The organism is Microcoleus sp. B13-B6 (assembly GCF_036705405.1).
GTDB lineage: Bacteria > Cyanobacteriota > Cyanobacteriia > Cyanobacteriales > Microcoleaceae > Microcoleus.
The window spans coordinates 14871-32043 of the sequence record NZ_JAUBUJ010000080.1; the positions used below are offsets into that span (position 1 = coordinate 14871).

The following is a 17173-nucleotide window of genomic DNA, read 5'->3' on the forward strand; positions in this document are numbered from 1 at the left end:
TCAACCCGCGTCGGCGGGTTTTGTTTGTATAGACGCGGTTTCAACCGCCGTTTGATCGGAACCGTATTGAGTTATATTTGGGAAGCAGAAGCATCAATATAAAAGGATAAAAAAACATGACAAATATGGACGCTTACTGGATGCCGTTCACCGCCAACCGACAGTTTAAAGCGAATCCGCGAATATTGGTTTCGGCAAAAGATATGCACTTTACAAGCGATGATAACCGCTCAATTTTGGATGGTACTGCGGGGCTGTGGTGCGTCAATGCAGGGCACGCCCGCGAGACAATTGCCGAAGCAGTTAAACAGCAGGTTTTGCGTTTGGATTACTCTCCGGCTTTTCAGATGGGACATCCGGGTGCTTTTGAATTGGCGGAACGTTTGGTAAAGATGATTCCGGGCAATTTCGATCGCGTTTTCTTTACTAATTCGGGTTCGGAATCTGTAGAAACAGCGTTAAAAATTGCCATTGCTTATCACCGGGTAAAAGGTGAAGGAACTCGCCAAAGATTGATCGGGAGGGAACGCGGCTATCACGGCGTTGGTTTTGGGGGAATTTCTGTCGGCGGTATCGGTACAAACCGCAAGTTTTTTGGCAGTTTGCTGACGGGAGTCGATCATTTGCCTCACACTCACAATCTCGAACACAATGCTTTCAGCCGCAAACAACCGGAATGGGGAGCGCATTTGGCGGATGAATTGGAGCGGATTGTCGCTTTGCACGATGCGTCTAATATAGCAGCGGTAATTGTCGAACCGGTGGCTGGTTCTACAGGTGTTTTGATTCCCCCGAAAGGTTATTTGGAGCGGCTGCGGGCGATTTGCGACAAGTACGGAATTCTGCTGATTTTTGATGAGGTAATTACCGGATTCGGGCGTTTAGGTTCCAGTTTTGCAACGGAATATTTTGGGGTGGTTCCCGATATTGTGACGGCGGCGAAAGGGATAACTAACGGTACGGTGCCGATGGGGGCGGTGTTTGTGAAAGAAGGCATTTATGATGCTTTTATGAATGCTCCTGAAAATGCGATCGAGCTTTTTCACGGTTATACTTATTCTGGTCATCCTCTGGCTTGTGCGGCTGCTTTGGCGACGCTGGATATTTATGAGGAAGAAAGGTTATTTGAACGAGCCGATAAGATGGCTGGTTACTGGGAAGATGCGGTGCATTCTTTGAAGGGGGTGCGGCACGTAATTGATGTCCGCAATCTGGGACTGGTGGCGGGTATTGAGTTGGAATCTATTGCTGGGAAGCCGGGGAAACGGGCTTTTGATTGTTTCTTGCAGTGCTATGAAAAAGGTTTGCTAATTCGGACTACTGGTGATATTATTGCTTTGTCGCCACCGTTGATTATTGAGAAGGAACATATCGATCGCCTTGTGGAAATTTTGACAGGGGTTTTGCAGGAAATGGAGTAAGATTAAACGAACCGCGAAGACGCGAAGGACGCGAAGGAAGAGAAAGAAAAAGATGTTTTCAGGTAAAAAGTCTACTTAGAAATGATCTCAAATTCGTTGGCATTGGAATTATTAATTTATCTCTTTTCTTCCTCTGCGGTCTCTGCGCCCTCTGCGGTTTAATCATTCCGAAACAACCGTAAACGATATGATAAAGACCTCTCTCTTTCCTTCCTTCGCGTCCTTCGCGTCTTCGCGGTTTATTCAAATATGTTATAATAATTAACAACTAATGACGAATGACGAATAACTATGGTGCAATTAACTGCAAAAATCTCTGCTAACGAGTTAGCAAATTTGGCTGTAGATTTGATTCGGAAAACAGGTTGCGAGTACGGTGATGTGCGTTTTTGCACTTATCGAAGGCAGAATCTTTACGCGCGCGATCGATCTTTAAGTCAACTGTCAGATAATGTAAGTTCCGGTTTTGGCGTGCGGGTGCTTCTAGACGGCGCTTGGGGGTTTGCCGCCAGTCACAGCAAAACACCCGCAGAGGTTGCAAGAATAGTCGCTTTGGCTGTAGAAATTGCTAAAGGCAGCCGCCTAACTCAGAAGGAACCGGTGCGGTTAGTGCCTGTCGAAAAATATGTCGATACCTACATTACTCCCATCACCATTGATCCTTTTTCTGTACCCGTTGCTGACAAAGCCGAACTGCTGCTAACTATCAACGAGAAGCTACTAGCACACGGCGCACAAGGCATCAAAAAAGCTTCTTCTTTTTTGCAGTCCAGCCGCGAAGACAAGGTTTTTGCTTCCACAGAAGGCTCGCTAATCGAACAAACAATCTACCGCAGCTATCCGGGTTTTGACTGTACGGCAATTGCGGGCGGCGATGCCCAAAGTCGCAGTTACGAACGCCCGCCGCTGAATATCGGTTACGAACATATTAATCCAGATGATTTGTTGAGTCAAGTCGAAAGAGTTGCCGCCGAAGCTATTGAGAAAGTCAGCGCTCCCACAGTCCCGGCTGGTATTTGCAAATCCCTGATTCTTAAGCCGACAAATTTGTTTTTGACAATCCACGAATCTGTCGGTCATCCAACTGAATTAGACCGGGTTTACGGCTACGAATCTAATTTTGCTGGCACGAGCTTTGCTACTACTGATAAGTTAAATAAACTGCAATACGCTGCACCTTGGGTGAATTTTAAGTGCGATCGCACTCAACCAGGTGGCCGCGGTACAATGGGTTACGATGATGAGGGCGTAAAATCACAAGAGTGGTACGTTGTCAAGGATGGAATTTTAGTTGATTATCTCACTGACAGAGAGACGGCTTATCGCCTCGGACGCGGTAGCAGCAACGGTTCTGCTTACGCTGACAGTTGGTCTAGCGTGCCGATGGTGAGAATTCCCAATTTGGGATTGGAGCCGGGCCCGGATGGCGGCAGCCATACTGCTACTTTGGCCCAGATGATTGCTGATACGGAAGACGGGATTTTAATCGACGGTATGGGTAGTTATTCGATTGACCAGCAGCGGCGCAATTTTCAATTCGGCGGCGATGCTTTTTGGAAGGTGGAAAAAGGTAAGGTTGTCGGTATGTTGAAGGATGTAACTTATCAGGCGATGACTACTGATTTCTGGAATCAAATAGATGCGATAGGGCCGGCGTCGGAGCTGGTTCAGTGCGGTACTAATATATGCGGAAAGGGCGAGCCGATGCAGGTTGCTCAAATGACTCACGCTTGTGTGCCGGTGCGAGTGAGGGATATTCAAATTGGGGGAAATTCTTAATTAGATTGTAGGTTTTTAAAGTGAGAATTATAAAGGAGCTGTAGGGTGCGTCGCCATCAAAAATCCTCAAAAAAATCTAAAATATCGCAGCGACGCACCTTACTAATTATGACAATTGCGTCCCGGACTGACAACTTAGATGCCCGACAGCTTACTCTCAAACCCAAAAAGGAGTCTCGACGTGAAACTTGAACTTTACCAGCGTGTAGCATTGTGTCGGGATATGCCGCTATATCAGCTAAAAAAAGGTGATGTAGCCATGCTAGTCGATCGGGTACCTCATCCAAGGGAAGGCGAAGATGATGGCTGCGTTCTAGAAATATTTAATGCTTTAGGAGAATCGATTTTAGTTGTGGCTGTTTCTCCTTCAGATGTGGAACCTCTGCGAGCAGATGAAGTGTTAGCAGTACGCTCTTTAGTACAGGCGAGTTAACCGTAGTATTGCACTCCTAAATGATTCAGATAAATTTGTAGGGGTAGTGCTACCCCTACTCCCCGTGGCTACCCCCTATCTATCGGGCAACCACGGGGGGATTGCCCCTACAATAATTATGCAAATGATTTAGGATTGCTATATTGCGGCTAAACCTATTTTCAAATACAACAAATATTCCGGGACTTTAGCTTATGCTCGTAACAACATCGCCCGCACTTTTAAGTGAAGACCAAGCCTTATCTTTAGTAGAAAAAGCAGTCAAACTCTCCAAAGCAGAGGAAGTATTTGTCAGTCTCTCTACTGGCGAGGAATCTCTTTCCCGCTTCTCGGAAAATCAAATCAGCCAAAATATCAGCAAAACTGTATTTAACCTGAGCATTACTAGCTATTTTGGTAACAAAAGCGCCTCTGCTGCTGTTACAGAATTTGATGAAGATGCGATCGCCTCCGCAGTCAAGCGATCGGAAGAATTGGCCCGAATTGCGCCGGCAGACCCCGAATGGATGCCGCTGCTGCCACCTCAAACCTACGATTTGCGATCGCCCGCATTCGACGCAGCAACGGCAACTGTATCGCCTCTAGCGCGGGCCGAAATGGTGCAGCAAGCGTGCGCCAGATCCTCCCAGGGGGGCGCTCATGGTTCGGGCACTTTGAGCACTGAGGCGTCGCTGTACGCGATCGCCTCGTCAACCGGACTCCGCGCCTGCAACCATTCTACAGATGCGGATTTCAGCTTTACTGCTCGCGTTGAAGACGGTTCTAGTTGGGCGAAGATCACTGCTTGGAGTATCAACGAATTGCCGATCGCCCAATTAGCAGAACAAGTGCTCGATCGGGCGAAATCCTCCCGCAACCCGCGCCCCATCACCCCCGGCGTTTATCCGGTAATCTTTGACGGCGCTGCTTTTGCGGGCTTGCTACCGTGGGTGATTTGGGGGCTGGATGCGAGGGCGGCGGATGAGGGGCGATCGTTTATGTCGATCGCCGATGCAGAGGGAAACCGCGCGGGGGAACAAATTTTCAGCCCGTTAGTGCAAGTGCAGCGCGATCCGGCTCATCCTTTGTTGCGATCGAATACTTTTTTCGGCGACGGATTGAGCAATAACTATTTGGAAATCATCAAAGATGGCGTCCCTCAAAGTTTGTCTTATTCCCGCTACTGGGCGGCACAAAAAGGCAAAGAGGCGAAAGGTGCTTATTACCCGATCGTAATGACAGGTTCCGACCAAAGTTTAGCAGATTTAATTGCTCAAACCGAGCGAGGGATTTTTGTCAGTCGAGCTTGGTACGTGCGCTACGTTAATCCGAAAACTTTGGAAGTAACGGGAATGACTCGCGACGGTACTTTTTGGATTGAGGATGGCAAAATTGCTTACCCGATTAAAAACCTGCGTTTCAATCAAGTTTTACCTGATATGTTGCGCGATGTGGATGCAGTTAGTACGGTGAAGCGTTACGGGGGTAGTGTCGTGCCCGGAGTGCGCGTGAAAGCTTTTAATTTCACGAGTATTACTGACAGTTTGTGACTCACACATTTTTAACAATCTGTAGGGGCGGGTTTCACAAACAATCACAGCCAACAAAGAACAATCTCTCAAACCCGCCCCCACTGACAGTTTGTGACTCGCACATTTCTAACAATCTGTAGGGGCGGGTTTCACAAACAATCACAGCCAACAAACAACAATCTCTCAAACCCGCCCCCACTGACAGTTTGTGACTCGCACATTTCTAACAATCTGTAGGGCCGGGTTTCACAAACAATTACAGCCAACAAAGAACAATCTCTCAAACCCGCCCCCACTGACAGTTTGTGACTTGCACATTTCTCACAATCTGTAGGGGCGGGTTTCACAAACAATCACAGCCAACAAAGAACAATCTCTCAAACCCGCCCCCACCCAGATTAATGCGAGTGATTTATCGTAAAGGTAGAGTATTTATTTTGATAGTTAGGATTAAAACCAGCTATTATAGTCATCAGTCTGGTGTCTGTTGTTAGTAACAATGCCCAATTCCCAATTCCCAATTCCCAATTATCAATGAATCAATATTTTGCTACTGTTGCGCGCGGTTTAGAAACAATTGCCGCCCAAGAATTAGAACGTTTAGGGGCCCAGGATGTCAAGCCAGATTTTACAGGGGTTTACTTTGCGGGCGATCGCACTTTATTGTACCGCGTCAATCTGTGGTCGAGAACTATTTTTCGAGTGCTAATGCCGATCGCCGAATTCCGGTGTTACAACTCGGATATGCTCTACCGCGAAGTGCAGAAAATCCCTTGGGACGAATACTTATATCCCGACAATACTTTAGCAGTAAACTGCACCGGCGGCAACGAAAAGTTGAACCACACTCACTTTACAGCTTTGCAGGTCAAAAATGCGATCGCCGACCAACAGCGCCTGCAATTTAACAAGCGTTCTAATGTTGATGTAGAGCATCCCGATTTGCTAATTAACCTTCACATTCATCAAGATAGAGCTATTTTAAGTTTAGACAGTTCGGGCGGCAGTTTGCACCGCCGGGGATATCGACCGGCGATGGGGCTTGCTCCCCTGAAAGAAACCCTAGCTGCGGCTTTGTTGGAGATGGCAGAATGGACGCCTGATTTGCCGTTTTTAGACCCGATGTGCGGTTCGGGAACTTTGCCTTTGGAAGCGACTTTAAAGGGATTGAATATTGCACCGGGATTGTTTCGAGAAAAGTTTGGATTTATGACTTGGCGGGATTTTGACGAACCTTTGTGGGATAAATTGTGGGCAGAAGCGGAAAACAGCGAATTACCGGAACTTAAAGAGGTGATTGCAGGGTGCGATCGCGATTCTGATATGTTAACTCAAGCTCGCACGAACGCGCAGCAAGCCGGTATTTCCGGTAAGATTCAGTTTGCTCAAACCGAGTTATCTCAGTTGGAAGCCCCCGCAGACAGAGGCGTTCTGATTTGCAATCCTCCCTACGGAGAGCGCCTGGGAGATGCTAGCGAATTGGGAGATTTGTACAAGATGTTAGGGGATATTTTCAAGAATCGTTTTAAAGGTTGGAATGCGTTTATTTTGACTGGAAATAAGGAGTTGGGTAAAAAGGTGGGACTCAGGACATCGCGGCGAATTCCGGTTTTTAATGGCTCGATTCCGTGTACTTTGCTCAAATATGAACTGTATTAAATATTTATAGAATATATCTGAGTACACTTGACAAGAGCCAATATTTATTGGAAGAGGCTAGGCTAAATGAAAATCTTTGAAATTGACGACCACAAACTCATCTTAGGAGATGTGTTAGAAGTGCTTGGGAGTGAAATCGAAGACAACTCAATAGATTTAATTTTTGCAGATCCTCCCTATAATATTGGCAAAAATTTCAATGGTTTTAAAGACAAGTGGGAATTTGAAAGCGATTATTTAGAATGGAGTTATACTTGGTTGAACTTATGTATTAATAAGCTCAAGCATAACGGCAGTTTGTATCTAATGGCGTCAACTCAAAGTATGCCCTACTTTGATTTATATTTGCGCGATCGCTTAACAATCCTTTCTCGAATAGTGTGGTATTATGACAGTTCGGGCGTACAAGCAAAAAAATTTTACGGTTCTCTGTACGAACCAATTTTATATTGCGTCAAGGACAAACGAAATTATACCTTCAATTCCTCCGATATTCTGGTAGAGGCGAAAACCGGAGCTGTTAGAAAACTAATTGACTACCGCAAGGCTACACCATCAGTATATAATTCTAAAAAAGTTCCCGGTAATGTCTGGGAGTTTCCGCGAGTTAGATATCGTATGCCTGAGTATGAGGAACATCCTACCCAGAAACCAACATCGTTGTTAGAAAGAATTATCAAAGCCAGTAGTAATGAGGGCGACGTTGTACTAGATATATTTTCGGGAACTTTTACAACATCATTTGTTGCCAAGCAGCTTAACAGAAAGTCAATCGGCATAGAATTACAAGAAAAGTATCTACAAATAGGATTGCGGAGGTTGCAAATTACCCCGGATGAGAGTGAAGAGGCTCTCATGTCTGAAGTCAACTCCGGTGAAGTTTCGCCACAGCAGCTAACACTAAACTTACAGCTATAATAAAAATGGAACATGAATTTACAAAAATAATTAAGACAATTTTAGAGGATAAGTTTGGCGAAGTTGGGTATCAAATCTTGCGTGAAAGCCAGCTAATTTTATATTTGAATATCAAGACTAAATCTTCAAATAAAGGCTCAAAATCAAGAGGAAGTTTTGCCAACTTATACGCAATCTATGTTTTAGTTGAAGATTATTTGGTGAAAAATTTTCATCAGACAGGAATGTATTCAGATTATGAAGGTGCAGTTTATACGAATCTTTTTAAGAGACAGCGTGAATTACCATTCGGGCAAAAGCTTCAAAATCATGGCTTGAACCATAGGATGAATGAAGAATTTAAAAGATATTTTCCCACTTGTGAGTTCATCCCAATTTTGAGAAATCAGAAAAATAACAGGTATTGGTTTAACGAAAATTTATTAAAAGTCAAAATCAATGAGAATGAACACAATATAGCCGAAACAGTAATCCACATAATTGATGCTTACGTTGAAGCTAAGAGAGATAGCTTTGAAAAGTTTATTCAAATTTGTAAAGATGCTCAAAGATTGACCGAGGTTCAAGTCAGAGAATTTATCAAACAAATGGTAGCCCCAAATGTAGATGCTCGAATTTTCGAGATAGTCAGCTACAGTATATTAAAATACTACTACAATGACCGAGTTATTTATTGGGGTTATGCACTAGACAGACTCCAGCAAGAAAATTTAAAGCTGTTTAAAACAGGTAGGACAAATGCTAATGATGGGGGAATTGACTTTGTAATGAAACCCCTAGGACGTTTTTTTCAGGTGACTGAAACTGTAGATGTAAATAAATATTTCCTAGACATTGATAAAATTGAAAGGTATCCGATAACATTTGTAGTTAAATCTTTAGATTCAGATAGGGAAATTAAATCAAAGATTGAAGCACAAGCTCGAAAGCTGTATTCAATAAATGCTATAGTATCTCAGTACATGGAATGTATATAAGAAATAATCAATGTTCCTATTCTGATAGAAAGATTTGAACAAGCTGTTGCAAAAGGGTACTTAAGCAATATATTGAGCGAGATTATTAAGCAGAGCAGAGTAGAATTTAATTATGAAGATGAGGAAGAAAGTTTGGAAATTGAATTATTAGACGTTGCTCTAGAGGATGAATGATTCAGTCATAAAGTCCGCCTGCTTTAGACAATTATTGTTTCCTTACCTTTAACATTTACACCGGCAAAAAAGAAACGTGAGCGGAAACAATCTTCCACCCTTGAGGAAACTTGCGCCACATCTGACTTTGCCGCCCCAGCCGTACTACTCCATCCATTACACGGCGAAATTCCAGCGTCACAGCCGCCGTGTCTGCATCGAATGTCACGACTTTGAGGTTGAACATTTCTCGATCGACATTTACAGGCGATCGTCCTTTGCGAAAAGCCCTCACCTCATCGCTCCCGTAGAGGTTCTCCGTCACCCCAAACCGCACAACTTCCGGCGCATCCCAGAACAAATTATCAAGAGTTTCAATATCATTCGTACAAAGAGCTTTTTCGTATTTTAAATATAGTTCAGTTAACTCAGTCACCACAGCATTATCATTGATAACAGTCATTCGATTTTAGATTTTAGATTTTAGATTTTAGATTGACACCACGGATAAATCCGGGGGCTTGAGGATGCAAGGATTTTGGATTTTGGATTGATTCCACGGATAAATCACGTGGCGGGTACCCTCAAGAAATTATGGGTCATAAATTGTAGAGTTTCAAACTCTTAAATTTCACACGTTTTGTTTGCAATAAGGACTAAAGTCCTTACTACAAACGCAACTAAATTACTGAAAATTAATGCTCAATTTTGAGCGAAATAATCTTGTCACCTTGGCGGATAGCATTGACGACAGACATATCCTCAGTTTTGCCAAAAGTTGTGTGAACTCCATCTAGATGAGACTGGGGAGAATGGCAAATAAAGAATTGGCTACCACCCGTATCTTTACCTGCGTGAGCCATCGATAAAGTTCCTGCCTCATGTTTGTTCGAGTTGATTTCGCACTTGATTTTGTAGCCGGGGCCGCCCGTTCCATTGCCTTTTGGACAGCCACCTTGAATCATAAAGTTAGGAATGACTCGGTGAAAAGCCAATCCATCGTAAAAACCTTTTTCGGCCAAGTCAACAAAATTCTTCACTGTGTTAGGCGCATCCGCATCGAACAATTCCAAATTGATTGTGCCTTTGTCGGTTTCCATTATAGCGCGGGTCATGATTTTTCCTTGCTTCCTAAAATGAGTGTGTTGCCTACGTGTTAATTGCGGACTTCGCTTTTATAACGACAGTTTGAAACCTGTCGTTATATTGTGGCTTTCAGAAGTGTAGCATATTCCGGCAATTCTCATAAGACTTATGTGCGCTTTCTGAGGAAACCCGGTTTATTCCGAGATTTCTGGTTAGCAAAGCCCATATTTTCCCAGACACCGGGTTTGTTACCGTCAGTCATGTTTTAATCGTTGGTCACTTGCGGGCGATCGGGTTCTTCCTGAATATCGCTCATATTAAAAATGAAAGGAACCCGACTAGAACCGCTGCCCATAACCAGCACTTTTGGCATCTGAGCGCCGCCGCTTCTCCAAGCTTCGATCGCCTCTTTTTGCAGCACTAAATCGCCGCCCTGAGCCTTCAAAGTTTCAGCCAAAAGTCTTTGAGCTTCAGCCCTACCTTGAGCGCGGTTAATGTCAGCTTGAGCCTGCTGTTCTGCTTCCTGAGCCACATAAACAGCCCTTTGCGCTCGCTGTTCAGCAACCTGTTTCTCCTCAACCGCTTTCGCAAAATCTGTGGAGAATCGAATGTTAACAACGCTCGTATCGAGTACGATTACATCATACTTTGATAGCCTTTCCTTCAGCGCAGTATCAAAGTCTCGCTTCAGTTCACTTCTTTGAGTAATAGATTGTTCGGCGGTTCTCAGTGCAGCCGCTGTTTTAAATGCTTCTTGCGTCTGAGGAGCAATAATTTTTGAGACTATATTCTCCAAAGTTCCTTGAGTCCTTCTGATCTCCACTATTTTCTCAGCATCGAGGCGAAAATTGATCGCAAAACTAGCATTTAAATCCTGAAGGTCTTTAGTAGCACTCTGGGCGGGAACTTCAAATTTTTGCACTGTTACATCGTACACATCTACCTTGGATATCAACGGGGGTCTGAGATGAAACCCCTCTAACAATGCTCCATCTGTGGCTTTTCCTAAAACGCTAACCACCCCTGCTTCACCGGGATTGATAACGACGAAAGAGTTTAATCCGAGGAGTAGCGCGCCTACTAATAGAATCCCAGCGATTGCTGATGATATGCTCTGGAAACTTTGACTTTTCAACTTACACGCTCCTTTGTTATAATTCCATTATAATGGTTAAATAGATTGGGTCGCCTCTAAAGTCTCAAATCTCAAAGGGATGGGCTGATGCTCAAAATTGTTAAATATCCTAGAACTTATCACATCGAAGGTTCGCGTTTCCAACCGGGTGATGAAGACCTCGACAGCGTGCCATTTAGCGCCCTGATCGATCGCCCTCTAATTATAGAAGAAAAGGTAGACGGCGCTAATACAGGCATCAGCTTCGCACCAGATGGACAAATGCTGCTGCAAAGTCGCGGCCACTATCTCACCGGCGGGCCGAGGGAAAAACATTTTAACTTATTCAAACAATGGGCTTTCAGTCTCAGCGGGGCGCTGGGAGAAGTGCTGGGAAATCGCTACATTCTTTACGGCGAATGGCTGTATGCCAAACACACTGTTTTTTATGATTTTTTGCCGCACTATTTTATGGAATACGATGTGCTCGACTTAGAAACCAGTCAATTTATGAGTACAGAATCCCGCCGCAAGTTGTTAAGCGGACTGCCGTTAGTGTCCGTTCCCGTGCTGTTTTCGGGAGTCCTGAAATCTCCAAAGCAAATGATGCAGTTTATGGAAAAATCTAATTTTATTCAACCTGGACATTTGGAACGCTTGCGTTTGTACTGCGGGGAATTGGGATTAGATGAGGAGCGGTGTTTGAAAGAGACTGACAAGAGCGATATTATGGAAGGTTTGTATATTAAAGTAGAGGAAGACGGAATTGTCAAGGCGCGTTACAAATACGTGCGTGCCAGTTTTTTAACAGCGATTAAAAACGCCGAAGGACATTGGCTCAATCGCCCAATTGTACCCAATATTCTGCGTCCCGGTGCAGATTTATTTAATTTCACAGGACTTGCGCCCTAACTATAACTATTATAATACTCGGCGGTTTAAACCGCGACTACACAAACGAAGTCCGCCTTCGCGGACTAAAAAATAAAGGTGCCAATTCGACATCTTACTATATTAACAAAGAGGTGAAACCATGACTGCTCTATTATCACAATCCCCAACTTGGACTTTTCCCTTTTGTCCCGAACCCCCCGATTGGTTTCTGGAGTGGGACAGCATTCAAAATCATTTCGATTGGATTCAAAACTTAAAAGGATGCCAGCAAGACCCGATTTATCACGCGGAAGGAGACGTTTTAATTCATACCAGAATGGTCTGCGAAGCATTAATATCTTCCCCGAATTGGCGGCAACTTCCCGAAAAAGAACGATCGATACTTTTTGCCGCCGCTTTGCTGCACGATGTCGCCAAACCCGCCTTTACAACAATAGAAGCCGACGGCAGAATTAGTTCAAAAGGTCACGCCCGCCAAGGTGCGAGAATGGTCAGACAAATTTTATCTCAATTCGACCCGCCCGTGCAGTTTGAGATTCGCGAAACAGTTGTGGCGATCGTCCAATTCGGTAGTTTACCCATCTGGCTGATCGACAAACCCAACCCCCAGCAGTCTGTAATTAAAGTCAGTCAAGTTGTCCGCTGCGATTTCCTCGCACTTTTAGCCGAAGCAGACGTGCGCGGCCGACAGTGTAGCGACAGACAAGAATTGCTTGATAAAATAGAACTATTTCGGGAGTTTTGTCAAGAAAATAATTGTTTGGATTCTCCCCGACAATTCCCCTCCGCACACAGCCGATTTATCTACTTCCGCAAAGAGAACGGAAACCCGGATTACGAAGCATTTGACGACACTAAATGTGAAGTAATTTTGATGTCGGGCTTGCCGGCAAGTGGTAAAGATTATTGGATTCAGAAAAATCTCCCAAATTTGCCAGTAATCTCGCTGGATGCACTGCGAAAAGAGATGAATGTCCCTCCCGACGAAACCCCTGGAAATGTGGTGACAGCCGCCAAAAAAAGAGCGCGAGAATACATGGATGAGGGGCGTTCTTTTGTGTGGAACGCCACGAATACAACTAAACAAATGCGGCAGCAATTAATTAATTTTTTTGCTGCTTACGAAGCGCGCATTCGCATTGTTTATCTAGAAGTACCTCTAGAAGAAATATTGCAGCGGAATAGATCGCGCACAGCAACTGTACCGGAAGCAGTCATTCGCAAATTAGCTGCGCGCCTAGATATTCCCGATCGCACAGAAGCCCATCAGGTAGAGTGGATTTTGAGCGATCGCGCTTAATAGTGGCAATCCACCCGCGATCGCCCGTATTACTTCAACGCGCTACCAATTCCTTTTTCCCTAAAATAGAATCGTCATAATGCGCCAACAAATCAGCAGGGTGATCGTAAATTGCCGCAGCATTTGCCAGCGAAGCATCATCGAAACCTCCGCACCGAAAAGCAATTACTGGCACCCCGCACTTGCCCGCAGCTTCGATATCGTAAGGAGTATCAGCTAACATCACCGTCTGACTCGCTTCCATCTGCAATTTGCTCAAAGCAGCTTCCACAATATCCGGTTCCGGTTTAGAAGCTTCCGCATCACTCGATGTCGCCGCTTGCGCTTGATCCAATAAATCGTCAACTTGTGCAGCTTTCAGCAAACCGGAAAGTTCTTCGGTGGTAGCTGAAGTAGCAATAATTAGCCGCAATCCTTCTTGCTGCATTTTTAACAGCAAATCCCGCGAACCGGGGGTTGGTGAAAGATCGGGAGAAAAGCGGTTAATAATCAGTTCTTTGCGCCGCTGTGCAATCTTTTTCCCGTCGCCTGCTTCGTCGGAAAGTCCTGATACCATTTGGGGTATAACTTTGTCGCCTCCCATGCCAATTAGCGGGCGAACTTTCTCGAACGGCACCTCGTAGCCGTAAGCCGCAAATGACTCTACCCAAGCTTGAGCGTGGGCGTCATTGCTGAGCGTCAGAGTACCGTCAATATCGAGAATTACTGCTTGCAGTTGCATAACTTATTTATTGTTAGTTATTAGACTTCGGGTCAAAATCTGGTTTGTAGTAAGGACTGAAATCCTTAACTAATTAATTAGCCAATCATGTAGTAAAGTTCTTACTACGAAGGTTTGGGTTCGTAGTAAGAACTTTAGTTTTTGTTAGGTTAGGAGTAAGCACTTTAGTCCTTCATTACTTAATTACTCGATCGGGGACAGGAAACTCCATTACTAACTTTTTGATTGGCTATACCATGCCAGTGCCGTGCAATTTTGGTTCTGGCGGCGGGGGTACTGGTTCTGGCCCTAACGGTTGGGGATTGGGTACATATTCAAACTCGCCTTTGCCGTCCATTGATTTGCCTTTCGCCCAGCGTCCCTCGCTACTTTCGGAACCTTCAGAATGATTCCAAAACTGATAAGCAAATTCTGACTTTTCCAACTCCTGCGGGAAGGAACTCGGAACAGGTGTTGTTTCCATTCCCGAACTTTCTAAATCTTCGATCGCCGCCAGCCACAAATTTTGGTGCATCGTGTCGCGGGCGATCATAAAACTCAGGGTGTCTTTGACGCCCGGATCGTCTGACATTTCATACATCCGCACAGCCTGCAATCTTCCTTGCGATTCGGCGTGCAAATTCGAGCGAAAATCTGCTAAAAGATTGCCGCTAGCAACGATATAACGGCCGTTCCAGGGATACCCTACGCTGTCGCTAGGAAGTGCGCCCAAACCCGATACAATTGCGTGCTGCGGATTCATGCTGGCGGCGATCGCATCTCGCGGGCTGTTTCCACCCATCACAGCACCCACCACAGCATCCTTGAAACCTTCTTCTTGCAGAGATACAGGAGCGTTATCTAACAAGTGAGCAATCATAGTTGCTAACATCTCGATATGCCCGATTTCTTCTGTACCAACATCAAGCAGCATATCGCGATATTTGGCAGGGCCTCGGCAGTTCCAACCTTGAAATAGGTACTGCATCATCACAGTCATTTCGCCAAATGTACCGCCAATTAGTTCTTGTATCTTCTTGGCGTAAACGGCATCTGGCTTTTCTGGTCTTTTGTAATACTGTAGTGGCTTCTTATGGTAAAACATGGGGGATTCCTCCCAGGGTTGTTTGATTAACTTTCATTAGTTTTAACGCTGCCCGTGAGGGAGGGAATCAGCTTTTAGTCATAAAGAAATTCAATCAAACCCGGTTATCTTTATCACTTTAGTTTAATGCGGTTTCTCGCGCCCGCGAACTAAAGACTATATGAAATTTGGTCGATCGTACATTCTATTTAAACAAACACAGCGCTGTGTCCTCCTGGTGTCAAAAAACACGTCAAAACCGCCCTCCTGCAGAGGTTTTAACCCCTGTGGGAGGGCGGTTTTTCGGGTTTAGCTGACAGCTATGTGCCCAAGGAGTGTCAACTTAAGAGTGAAACCCAGCCAGAGACTGCTGTTTGACCATTAAATCTAGATCACCCTGGCGCCCCCCTTAAGAAGGGGGGGACAAGAGTCTTCTCAAAGTCCCCCTTCTTAAGGGGGATGCGAGGGGGATCTAGACTTAGCGTAAAAACGAGATTTCTCAGGGGTTTCAGTCTTAAGTTGACACCAATGCTATGTGCCGTGTCCCTACCCCTAGCTTCCCGGCTAGGGGGAATGTCTTGAATCAATGAGTTTGATAATTTTCCTCAGTCCAACAACGGGGCAGAGTTTCACCGGAAGGAAACACTAAATTACTTTTTGGAAAAGTTGCTGTTTCTTGCTCTTCTTGACCAGCTTGATTTTTTCCCGGCACTTCATTTTTTGTAGGGCTGATTAAAGCATCTACATCGAGGATTTCTATCAAGTCGCCTGATTCTTTTTCTTGTAAAAGCATAGTTTTTCCGTGAAGGGTAAATGCGAGTTAGGGTTTGAGGACAACTTTGATGCAGTTGTCTTTTTTGTTTTTGAAAATGTCGTAGGCGTGGGGCGCTTCATCCAATTTCATTCGGTGCGTAATTACGAATGACGGGTCAATTTCGCCTTTTTGAACGCGATCGAGCAAAGGCCGCAAATAGCGGTGAACGTGCGTCTGTCCCATTTTCATGGTCAAGCCTTTGTTGAAAGCTGCACCTAATGGCACTTTGTCAACGAAGCCGCCGTAAACGCCGGGAATTGACACTGTGCCACCCTTGCGACACGCGAGGATTACTTGTCGCAGGGCCGTAGGTCGATCGCTCTCCAACCGCACGGCTTGCTTAGCTTTGTCGTACAAAGCGTCGAGACCGGTGCCGTGGGCTTCCATCCCCACCGCGTCGATGCAAGAGTCGGGCCCGCGTCCCCCCGTCATTTCGGTGACGGCTTCCCCGGCGTCCATTTCTTCGTAATTGATGATTTCAGCTTTGGCCGCAGCCGCCATTTGCAAGCGTTCCGGTACGCGGTCGATCGCAATTACTCGATCGGCCCCCAGCATAAACGCGCTTCTGATTGCAAATTGTCCCACCGGCCCGCATCCCCAAACTGCTACAGTATCCCCCGGCTGAATGTCGCAGTTTTCGGCCGCCATGTAACCCGTAGGAAAGATATCGGTGAGGAACAATACTTGTTCGTCAGAAAGTCCGTCGGGAATTTTTAAAGGGCCGACATCTGCAAACGGAACCCGCGCGTATTCTGCTTGGCCTCCTGCATAGCCGCCCGTTAAATGCGAGTAGCCAAACAGTCCCGCCGGCGAATGACCGAACATTTTTTCAGCCAGCCCAGCATTGGGGTTGGAGTTGTCGCACAGCGACCACAAATCGCGGTTGCAAAAGAAGCAACTGCCGCAAGAAATAGTAAAAGGAATGACCACGCGATCGCCCTTTTTTAAGTTCTTGACTTGGCTGCCGAGCTCGACTACTTCCCCCATGAATTCGTGCCCCATGATGTCGCCCGATTGCATTGTCGGGATGAAGCCATCGTAGAGGTGCAAATCTGAGCCGCAGATTGCTGTAGACGTGATTTTAACTATCGCATCGCGCGGGTTGATAATTGTTGGGTCTGGTACATTATCAACTCGCACATCATTTGCTCCGTGCCAGCAAAGAGCCTTCATTATTTCGTTCTCCTCTAGTTAACTACTAGCTAGCAGATTTTTGATTGTAAATCTTAAACTTACTACGCCGATTAATTAGTAACTTGGATTTTTTTAATTTTAATCATATAAAATATATTTTATCTCTATCCAAGGTATAATTTACAAATCTATCTTC

16 protein-coding genes are annotated in these 17173 nt (G+C 45.2%); 9 read left to right on the forward strand and 7 right to left on the reverse strand.

What is annotated here, in order from left to right:
• The first annotated feature begins 116 nt into the window (after positions 1-116).
• From QUB35_RS27855 to QUB35_RS27885, 7 genes are all read left to right on the forward strand, one after another.
• On the forward strand, positions 117-1421 hold the full coding sequence (locus tag QUB35_RS27855; RefSeq protein WP_333036696.1) for an aspartate aminotransferase family protein: 1305 nt from the start codon (positions 117-119) through the stop codon (positions 1419-1421).
• Positions 1422-1712: 291 nt separating this feature from the next.
• Positions 1713-3200 (forward strand): TldD/PmbA family protein, encoded by a 1488-nt coding sequence (locus tag QUB35_RS27860; RefSeq protein WP_333144871.1) that lies wholly within the window; start codon positions 1713-1715, stop codon positions 3198-3200.
• A 181-nt stretch (positions 3201-3381) separates the two neighbouring features.
• Complete coding sequence (locus QUB35_RS27865) at positions 3382-3633, forward strand: DUF4926 domain-containing protein (RefSeq protein ID WP_333144873.1); 252 nt, start codon at positions 3382-3384, stop codon at positions 3631-3633.
• 194 nt (positions 3634-3827) lie between these two features.
• Positions 3828-5162 (forward strand): TldD/PmbA family protein, encoded by a 1335-nt coding sequence (locus QUB35_RS27870; RefSeq protein WP_333144875.1) that lies wholly within the window; start codon positions 3828-3830, stop codon positions 5160-5162.
• A gap of 516 nt (positions 5163-5678) precedes the next feature.
• Positions 5679-6803: a THUMP domain-containing protein gene (locus QUB35_RS27875; protein ID WP_333144876.1), complete on the forward strand. Its 1125-nt coding sequence runs from the start codon at positions 5679-5681 to the stop codon at positions 6801-6803.
• A 66-nt stretch (positions 6804-6869) separates the two neighbouring features.
• Positions 6870-7721 carry an adenine-specific DNA-methyltransferase gene (gene yhdJ / locus QUB35_RS27880; protein ID WP_333144878.1) on the forward strand — a complete coding sequence of 284 codons (852 nt, stop codon included), beginning with the start codon at positions 6870-6872 and terminating at the stop codon, positions 7719-7721.
• A 5-nt stretch (positions 7722-7726) separates the two neighbouring features.
• Complete coding sequence (locus tag QUB35_RS27885; RefSeq protein WP_333144879.1) at positions 7727-8698, forward strand: restriction endonuclease; 972 nt, start codon at positions 7727-7729, stop codon at positions 8696-8698.
• A gap of 229 nt (positions 8699-8927) precedes the next feature.
• Here the strand turns inward: QUB35_RS27885 and hpxZ are convergent, their stop codons facing one another.
• From hpxZ to QUB35_RS27900, 3 genes are all read right to left on the reverse strand, one after another.
• Positions 8928-9314 carry an oxalurate catabolism protein HpxZ gene (gene hpxZ, locus QUB35_RS27890; RefSeq protein ID WP_333144880.1) on the reverse strand — a complete coding sequence of 129 codons (387 nt, stop codon included), beginning with the start codon at positions 9312-9314 and terminating at the stop codon, positions 8928-8930.
• Between the two features lie 232 nt (positions 9315-9546).
• Positions 9547-9966, reverse strand: coding sequence for a peptidylprolyl isomerase (locus QUB35_RS27895; protein WP_333144881.1), 420 nt, complete (start codon positions 9964-9966; stop codon positions 9547-9549).
• A 236-nt stretch (positions 9967-10202) separates the two neighbouring features.
• On the reverse strand, positions 10203-11072 hold the full coding sequence (locus tag QUB35_RS27900; protein ID WP_333144882.1) for a prohibitin family protein: 870 nt from the start codon (positions 11070-11072) through the stop codon (positions 10203-10205).
• Positions 11073-11159: 87 nt separating this feature from the next.
• On the opposite strand from QUB35_RS27900, the gene QUB35_RS27905 reads away from it, so the two are divergent.
• Both QUB35_RS27905 and QUB35_RS27910 read left to right on the forward strand, forming a co-directional pair.
• A complete protein-coding gene (locus QUB35_RS27905; protein WP_333144883.1) occupies positions 11160-11963 on the forward strand; it encodes an RNA ligase family protein in 804 nt (267 codons plus the stop codon).
• 121 nt (positions 11964-12084) lie between these two features.
• Positions 12085-13245 carry an AAA family ATPase gene (locus QUB35_RS27910; protein ID WP_333144884.1) on the forward strand — a complete coding sequence of 387 codons (1161 nt, stop codon included), beginning with the start codon at positions 12085-12087 and terminating at the stop codon, positions 13243-13245.
• A 34-nt stretch (positions 13246-13279) separates the two neighbouring features.
• Here QUB35_RS27910 and QUB35_RS27915 read toward each other — a convergent pair whose 3' ends face one another.
• The 4 genes from QUB35_RS27915 to QUB35_RS27930 all read right to left on the reverse strand — a co-directional run bounded on the left by QUB35_RS27915 (position 13280) and on the right by QUB35_RS27930 (position 17016).
• A complete protein-coding gene (locus tag QUB35_RS27915) occupies positions 13280-13966 on the reverse strand; it encodes an HAD family hydrolase (protein WP_333144885.1) in 687 nt (228 codons plus the stop codon).
• 229 nt (positions 13967-14195) lie between these two features.
• Entirely contained in the window at positions 14196-15050 is an 855-nt protein-coding gene (locus QUB35_RS27920; protein WP_333144886.1) for a manganese catalase family protein, read from the reverse strand.
• A 562-nt stretch (positions 15051-15612) separates the two neighbouring features.
• Complete coding sequence (locus QUB35_RS27925; protein WP_333144887.1) at positions 15613-15822, reverse strand: acetyltransferase; 210 nt, start codon at positions 15820-15822, stop codon at positions 15613-15615.
• 27 nt (positions 15823-15849) lie between these two features.
• Positions 15850-17016, reverse strand: a complete 1167-nt coding sequence (locus QUB35_RS27930) for a zinc-dependent alcohol dehydrogenase (protein ID WP_333107537.1) — start codon at positions 17014-17016, stop codon at positions 15850-15852.
• Positions 17017-17173: the final 157 nt, after the last annotated feature.